The organism is Natronoflexus pectinivorans (genome assembly GCF_004345615.1).
GTDB lineage: Bacteria > Bacteroidota > Bacteroidia > Bacteroidales > Marinilabiliaceae > Natronoflexus > Natronoflexus pectinivorans.
This window is the reverse complement of sequence record NZ_SLWK01000018.1, coordinates 1-7,606: the sequence shown is the minus strand read 5'-3', so window position 1 is coordinate 7,606 and position 7,606 is coordinate 1. Positions and strand designations below refer to the sequence as shown.

The 7,606-nt window shown below is 40.0% G+C and carries 8 protein-coding genes; all 8 read right to left on the bottom strand.

Annotation, left to right across the window (positions count from 1 at the left end; all coding sequences use genetic code 11):
• Positions 1-473: 473 nt before the first annotated feature.
• Positions 474-845, bottom strand: a complete 372-nt coding sequence (locus EV194_RS15595) for a GxxExxY protein (protein WP_132435264.1) — start codon at positions 843-845, stop codon at positions 474-476.
• Between the two features lie 124 nt (positions 846-969).
• Positions 970-2,040: an efflux RND transporter periplasmic adaptor subunit gene (locus EV194_RS15590; RefSeq protein WP_132435262.1), complete on the bottom strand. Its 1,071-nt coding sequence runs from the start codon at positions 2,038-2,040 to the stop codon at positions 970-972.
• Positions 2,041-2,175: 135 nt separating this feature from the next.
• The gene (locus tag EV194_RS15585; RefSeq protein ID WP_132435260.1) at positions 2,176-2,718 is read right to left on the bottom strand and encodes a hypothetical protein; all 543 of its coding nucleotides are present in this window, start codon (positions 2,716-2,718) and stop codon (positions 2,176-2,178) included.
• Positions 2,719-2,796: 78 nt separating this feature from the next.
• Complete coding sequence (locus EV194_RS15580; protein ID WP_132435258.1) at positions 2,797-2,997, bottom strand: hypothetical protein; 201 nt, start codon at positions 2,995-2,997, stop codon at positions 2,797-2,799.
• A gap of 193 nt (positions 2,998-3,190) precedes the next feature.
• Complete coding sequence (locus EV194_RS15575; protein WP_132435256.1) at positions 3,191-3,739, bottom strand: hypothetical protein; 549 nt, start codon at positions 3,737-3,739, stop codon at positions 3,191-3,193.
• Positions 3,740-3,771: 32 nt separating this feature from the next.
• The gene (locus EV194_RS15570) at positions 3,772-4,941 is read right to left on the bottom strand and encodes a 6-bladed beta-propeller (protein ID WP_132435254.1); all 1,170 of its coding nucleotides are present in this window, start codon (positions 4,939-4,941) and stop codon (positions 3,772-3,774) included.
• A 74-nt stretch (positions 4,942-5,015) separates the two neighbouring features.
• Entirely contained in the window at positions 5,016-5,264 is a 249-nt protein-coding gene (locus tag EV194_RS15565; protein ID WP_132435252.1) for a hypothetical protein, read from the bottom strand.
• Between the two features lie 356 nt (positions 5,265-5,620).
• Positions 5,621-7,606: O-antigen ligase family protein (locus tag EV194_RS15560; protein ID WP_165921915.1), on the bottom strand; the 1,986-nt coding region annotated here is incomplete at its 5' end.

The window sequence follows — 7,606 nt, the reverse complement described above, 5'->3', positions numbered from 1 at the left end:
TGTATCTTCTTTTGTTATATTTTTGTTACACGGAGAGCACGGTGGTAGCACGGTGTTACACGGAGTTTATTTTTTTCTCTGTGTGGCTCTGTGAAATCCTCTGTGTGGCTCTGTGTCACTTCTTTTGTTATATTTTTGTTACACGGAGAACACTGAGGTGACACGGAGTTTCACTGAGTTTATATTTTTTCTCTGTGTATCTCAGTGATATCCTCTGTGTGGCTCTGTGTATCTTCTTTTGTTATATTTTTGTTACACGGAGAACACGGTGGTGGCACGGAGTTTCACAGAGTTTATATTTTTTCTCTGTGTATCTCAGTGATATCCTCTGTGTGGCTCTGTGTATCTTCTTTTGTTATATTTTTGTTACACGGAGAACACTGAGGTGACACGGAGTTTATATTTTATTTTCTCTGTGACTCTCCGTGTATTCTCTGTGTATCTCTGTGTCACTTTTTTTGTTACATCAATTTTTATAACACAAATCTCTTGATTCCATGTTTCAATAATTTCACATTAAAATTTATCAATAGGCCAACCTGTTTTTCAGCAAATCGCATATAAGTCAGAATCTGAGCTTCATGAACTTCGTGTAGCTCTTCAACTACTTTTAATTCGACCACTACTTTATCTTCAACTAATAAATCTAATTTGTATCCACATTCCAGTTTAATCGCTTTGTATGATATGGGTACCGGGTATTGGCGGAAAACTTTTAACCCTTTATTCTGAAGTTCGTAGCACAAACACTCTTCATAAGCAGACTCGAGTAATCCTGGCCCGAGGACTTTGTGTACTTCCATAGCACAACCTATGATCTTTTCAGTAATATGGGTATGTTTCATATCATTTTTTTAAATTATACGATTGTTCGTAGATAGAAATCATTACACACAGGTTCACGGATAAACATTTAAAAGAAAACTCTGCGCAGCTCCGTGCCTCCTCAGTGCTCTCTGTGTAACAAAATCATCTCCGTGTAACGTTGCTTTCGTGTGCGAGATTCAAATTATTCTCCACAATCACTTCCATGCCTTCTTCCAGGCCATCGGTGATGGTGACGTGGGTGGAGTTTTCGTGGCTGGTTTCGACGTACTTCCAGATGGCTTTGCCGTTTTCGTAGATGAAGACGACTTGGCGGTTTTGGCGATAGAGGACAGCTTCTTTGGGGATGATGAGGCAGTCAGGCACTGAGTTTTTTAGCAATACGCGGGCATTCATGCCGTCCATGAGGCGATGACCGGGATTGGGAACGGTGGCGGTGATACGTACCATGCCTCTCTCATCTACCGCGGGGTTGATGCTGGTGACGATGCCTCTGAATGCTTCTCCCGGCAGGGCAAAGGGTGTGAGCTCTACTGTTTGCCCGGTTTTTATGCCCGAAAGTTCTGTCTCAAGCAGGTGAAATACCAAATGCATGGTGTTTAAGTCCAGTATGTCGCAAAATTTTTGAAAAGCTCCGGATGGGTTGTACACGCGCGCCTCCAGATTGGTTACGACGCCGCTTACAGGGGCCTTTATGGTGGTTTGCTCCAGGTTGCGTTTGGCCTCTTCCACGGCAATGACGGCTCCATTGTAGCCACTGCGGATGCGAGCCATTTTCATGATGTTATCCGGAATTTTAGAACTATCGCTGAGCTGATGACCATAACCCAAAAGACGATCTTCCAAATCGATGACTGCCTGCAAATACCTGTTTTGTGCATCGTCCAAACGTTTTTGATAGGTGAAGGGATCGACGCTGCCCAGCACTTGTCCCACAGAGACTTGCTCTCCTTCGGCGACATGCACGGCATTGATTTGTTCCTGCACCCTGAACGGAACCACGGCCTTGCGCTGTGCCTCCAGGCGGCCGTTGCTCACCAGCTCCAACTCGAAACTGCTCTTTTGGGCAGTTACGGTTCCCACCTGGGTAGTGGTGGGTTCTACATAGGATAACCGGGCAGTTTCTGCGGCCTCAGATTCGGATGCATCACCGGCGGAGGAGGTGGAGCAGGCGTATAAAACAGAAGCGATGAGGATGGGTGTTAAGTGTTTCATTTTTTTTTAGAGTTTATGGGGAATTTTAAGTTTAAAGTTATAAGTTTTAAGCTTTAAGTTCAAAGTTTATAGTTTACAGTTGATAGTTGAGGTGAGGTGTGTCCGGTCTCCGGTCTCCTATTTCCGGTTTCCGTTTCACTGCTCACTGGCAACAGTTTTATAAAATAGCTCTTTCATGTCTTCATTCACCCACGGGGCGCCCACCATTTTTATTTTGTTCTCTTTATTTATTAAAAGGGAACTGTTCATAATCCAGTTTGGGAGGCTATTGTTGGTAAAAAACTGATGATCGGGGTCGATGATGATGTAATACTTTTCATTGATGGTTTCTCCCAATGACCTGACTTTACGTAGAAAACTATTATACTCTTCTGTTTGAATAACAAATAAGACGGTATGCCCCGGAGTATGGTTTATCTCCTCCATTTTTTGATGCCACTCCACAAATTTAGGGTAGCAGGGGCTGCAACCATCCTGCAAATAGACCACCGACAGATGACTGTATTTCTCACGCAACTGTTGCATTGTGATGAGCGAATCGTGGTGTTGTATGGTTTCGAACATATCAATTTTGAGGGTTGTGTTTAGTGCTTCTCTTAGCTCCTGCTCGGTTTGGGAAGGTTGGGAGCAGGAGGTTAGCAAGATTATTAGTATATATGGGAATAGGTGCTGTTTCATTGATATTTTGGGTTGTTTGATGATTTTTAAAAAGTAAAATATTTATGGACTAATGAGTGCACGAGTTGCAAACTCGCGCTAACGGGGGTAGGCACTTTGTTGCGTTGTGTCATAGTTAAATGGGCCTACCATGTACCAATTGTTCAGAATTACAACACCATCGGCATTAAAATCAAGTTTATTTAAATGGTTGTGGTTGTTACAACCATTTAATAGAATTACTGCTACCAGCAAGCTGTTTATGTTTATTACTATTTTATTAAAACTGTTAATTCGCATCGTTGTTTTTTGATTACTACTTACTCAAACCTGCTTTTCTTGACTCACCGTTCATTGTTCATTGTTTATGGTTCATAGTTCATGGTTTATTGTTTATAGTTTATGGTTTATTGCGCTGTGCGGAATTCCGATACGCTTCATCTCCGATTTCCGGTTTCCGGTCTCCGATTTCCTATTTCCGGTCTCCGGTTCCCTAATCACTGCTCACTGTTTTATAAAACAGGTTTTTCATGTCTTCATTAACCCACGGAGCTCCCACCATTTTTATTTTGTTTTCTTCATCAATTAGCATGGAGCTGTTCATGATCCAGCTGGGTATTTGATTGTTACTGATAAATAATTTGTGATCGGGATCAACGATGATGTAATATTTTTTATCGATGTTCTGATCTAACTCATTTACTTTATGTAAAAATGTGTCATACTCATCAGTTTGAATAATAAACAGGAGGGTATGCCCCGGAACATCTTCCATCTCCTCCATTTTTTGATGCCACTCCACAAATTTTGGGTAACAAGGGCTACAGCCATCTTGTAGGTATATCACCGACAGATAACTGTGTGCCTCCCTGAACTGTTTATATGATATTGTTGAATCTTTGTGTAGCAAGGATTCGAACATCTCAATGTTGAGATGTGAGTTTAACACTTCCCTCAGCTCCTTTTCGGTTTGGGAGGGTTGGGTGCAGGAGGATATTGTAAATAAATATACAACAATTATAAATATTATGTTTAACCGCATATTGTGTTGCTATTAGGTAAAAAAAACAGGCTTTATCGCATTTTGTATATTGTTAAAACAGGCCTGCTGTTTGGTGTTAAGTTTAAAAAATCCAGTTTCGCAGGAAAGTTTTCTTCTTCATCCATCAATAAAAGAGGTTCTATTACTGATATTAGGCTTGTTTCTGTTTTTCCTACTGCACGTCCGAAAATTGCATCATGAATATCATCTTCAGGGTATTCAAAACTGACATGGGATGTCTCATTTTTTTTATCATAAAAAACTGAATACATTTTGTTGTCTGATAAAAATGTAAAAAACATATAGTTTTTAAACTCGAAAAATTGATTTGGGTAATATGTAGCTCCAGTATTTCTCAAGCGAAAAACAAAGGTTCCTTTGTCCCCTTGGTCTTTGCGTAATTCACTTAGAAAATCGCAATTTAAAGGTCCAAAATCCAGATAGTACTTTTTAAAAAGACTTCCGTCTTTATAATGGTAAATATCATTACTAAGGGGTGCAACAACATTCACGCCACCTCCATAAGGTGAAAAACTACTGGGTAAAGACCCATGCATAACTCCCATGAATTCGTTGCTTACTTCAAGAAATCCATGTGTTGTATTGTAATCCCTGTCTAACACAAATATGTTGAACCTCTTTTTAACATCTGCATTAAGTACTCTATCATATAAATTTGCCATCCAAAAAACATAACTGCCATCCATGTAGTATATACATTCAGCGCTTAATGGCAGAACTTTTGAGTCAATATGATCTCCTTCTAATGTGTAGTAATGCATTCTTTGAGCATTATCATCCATTAATACAACCATCTTGTCATCATGGTTTATAGCAAAATCATTTATGAACAGATATTCTCCCGGTCCTCTGCCAAATTTTCCAATATTTCGAACGAATCTGCCATTTATGTCAAACACTGTTAAAGAGGGCATTGTTGGCGTGTGCAATACATAATAATGTTCATCAAAAAACACTACACTTTGTATCATTCCAATAGAAATATTTCTTGGTGCTGCTAATCTTATATATTTAACCGAATCTATGAACTTTGACATCGGTTGTTTATCGCTAGCAGGTGATAATCTAATTATCGTGCTTCTGTCTTCAATGTTAGAAGTCTTTGTACAAGATAGCATTAGGCATAATAACAAAACCGGAACAATCAAAGTAAAAATTACAAATGTTTTATATTTAAGCATAGAAGATATTTTAAAATTTAACAATAAAATGGGAAATTGGTAGCCAGCTGTCCTGGCTACCTTTACTCAATTGCTTAGCAATATCCTGCTTGGCAAGGATCTTGATTGCTGACAATACACCTGCCTCCTCCTCTAACGCAAACGGTGAATCTATTATGTCGAAAATCAAGTATTACAGCACCTTCATACTGTGCTCTTGCCATCACCGCGATGCTCTCTATCATAACATCCCCGGCATCATTACCTTGTACCATATTCATATTAAACACAGTCGCTACTGCAAAAAAAACTGTTGCTATTGCAAAAATTAACTTTTTTTTCATTGTTGTAAAAATTACTTGTTTAAAGATTAGCTGCTTATACAAACAGCTTGTTGAATTAAAACTTTTAATAGAAATGCATCACTGCCTGGCAGGTACATTTTTGTAACTGAATAGAACAGATACCGTAATATGTTTTAAAACTTTATCTTTGTCACATTACCTCCTTTCTTTTTTATGTTAGGGGAGTCGGAAGAGGAAGCGTGAGCTGGCGAGCGTTTGGCTTCCTCTTCTTTTTCCCAGAAAAAAATATGTTTTAAGTTTAAGGTTTAATGTTCAAGGTTATATAATGTGAACTCTTATTCCGCTTTGCGGAACTTTACTATGTTTCGGCTTTGAAACTTCAAACTTTAAACTTATCATTCATTCACTATTTTCTTCATTTCCTGAATAATCTCCCTTGTCGCCGACGACACCACTTTTACCGGGCTGTTGAGGATTTCTTCGGCTGTTTGTTGTGCTTTATGGTGCTGGCCGCTTTCGTTATAGAGTTTGGCCAGTAAATATTTTGGTAATAGTAATGATGGTATCATGTTTGCGCTTTTGGTGTATGCCGCTTCGGCTTCGGGGTAATTGCCCAGGGCTTTGTGGTTGTCGCCAAGGGTGTTTTGAATGATTTGGTTACTGTATCGTTTTTGCGCCATTGTTAGTATTTCGTTACTTTTATGGTGTTGTTCGTCCATGCTGAGGGCTTTGCCGTACATTTGAAGGAACAGTCCGTTGGTTTTCAAAACAGAGTAGGCTTCTTCGTAGGCTTCTGCTGCTATACTGTAACTTCCAAAACTGTAGAACCGGTCTGCCTGTTGCCATGTTTTCATTGCTTGATAATGAAGCTGGCGTAGCGGGATGAAATGAATGGTTGCAGCAATTAGAATTATGGTAACAGGTAGTGTTAAAAACAGGACTTTTCTTCCCCTTATCTTAAACAATGGTCTGTTTGTGCCGGCCAACAACGCCACCAGAATGACCAGTTGCAGAATAAATGAACTGATGTCGAAAGGGTAGGAGAAGAGGCTGAATGTTAGTAGGGATATTAAAGCGCCTGCGAAAAAAGTTCTAAGTTTTATGTTTGAGGTTTTATGTTCAAGGTGTGAAGTTTGAAGTTTAAAGTTCAATGTTTGAGGTTCGAGGTTTGAGGTTCGAAGTTCAAGGCTTGATGTTTCTATGCTTAATTTATCGGATATGAGTTTAAGGGGGTGCGTTTGGGGTTCCCCTTTCAGGGGGTTAGGGGGAAAGAGGTGGGTTGGGTTTCTATGTTCAGGGTTTAAAGTTTGAGGTTTAAAGTTTGAAGTTTTGATGTTGGTAACGAAAATAAAATAAAGAATTCCTCCGGCCAATAGCATTGCAATAAGACCTTTTTCAAGCCAGAGTTTAAGTGGTTCGTTGAAAGGAGCCTCTGGTGTTCCGGCTCTCATGGCTTGTGCTTCTGTGCCTTTGCCCGTTGAAAACCAGTTGGCCTGCTCGTTCATGTAAAGCGCATTGAAGGCACCTGTGCCGTGTCCGGTTATGGGGCGTTGTTTTATTAGTTGGGCGGTAACCTGCCACATGAGCATGCGACCGTCGGCGGAGCCTTGTTTCATAGTATAGAGGCCAAAAACTGCTGTGGCTAAGGGCAGCAAAATGGCGGTTAATAGCAGTATGCGTAAGGGTTTTCTTAAAGATAAAAACTTGTTTCTCAGATTATCTTTAAAGGCTAACAGCACAGGGTGTCCTGCAAGTACGAATAAACCTCCGGCAATGCCTGCAATCCAAGCTGCTCTCGATTGGGCCGGCGGAAGTACCAGTAATAATGCTATCAGAGTTATCCATGCCAATGCCAGTATTGAGTATCTAAAAATAGTAATGAACGGAATTTTAACATTGAACCACTTTAAATATATACCTCTGTGCTCCTCCGTGCTATATCCGTGATTCTCAGTGTAACTGTCCAAGTAACAAATAACTCCCAACGCCAACGGCACCCCACTAACAACAAAACCAGAAAACGGCCCGGGATTGTGAAAGGTTCCGGTAATACTGAACAATCCATGGTACGACCTCTCCAACCCATACAATTGCATCAGTCCCAACCCAGATTGCAGCAATACCACTACCATCCATACCACGACTACGCCCCATACAAACAGAGGATTTCCGGATAATTGTCTGACAAACATGTAAACCAATCCCCATAGCAAAAGGTTAAATATTATTAAACCTTTTGGAGCATAAGTATTGACGTTGTATAGTTCATTTATAACATACCATATTGCAAAAAGCACTACCAGCAAATCTGTTTTTGTGAATTTTATCTCTTTCTGAGATAATAAAGCAACAACAAACAGAGCGCCTGCAATTAGAGATAT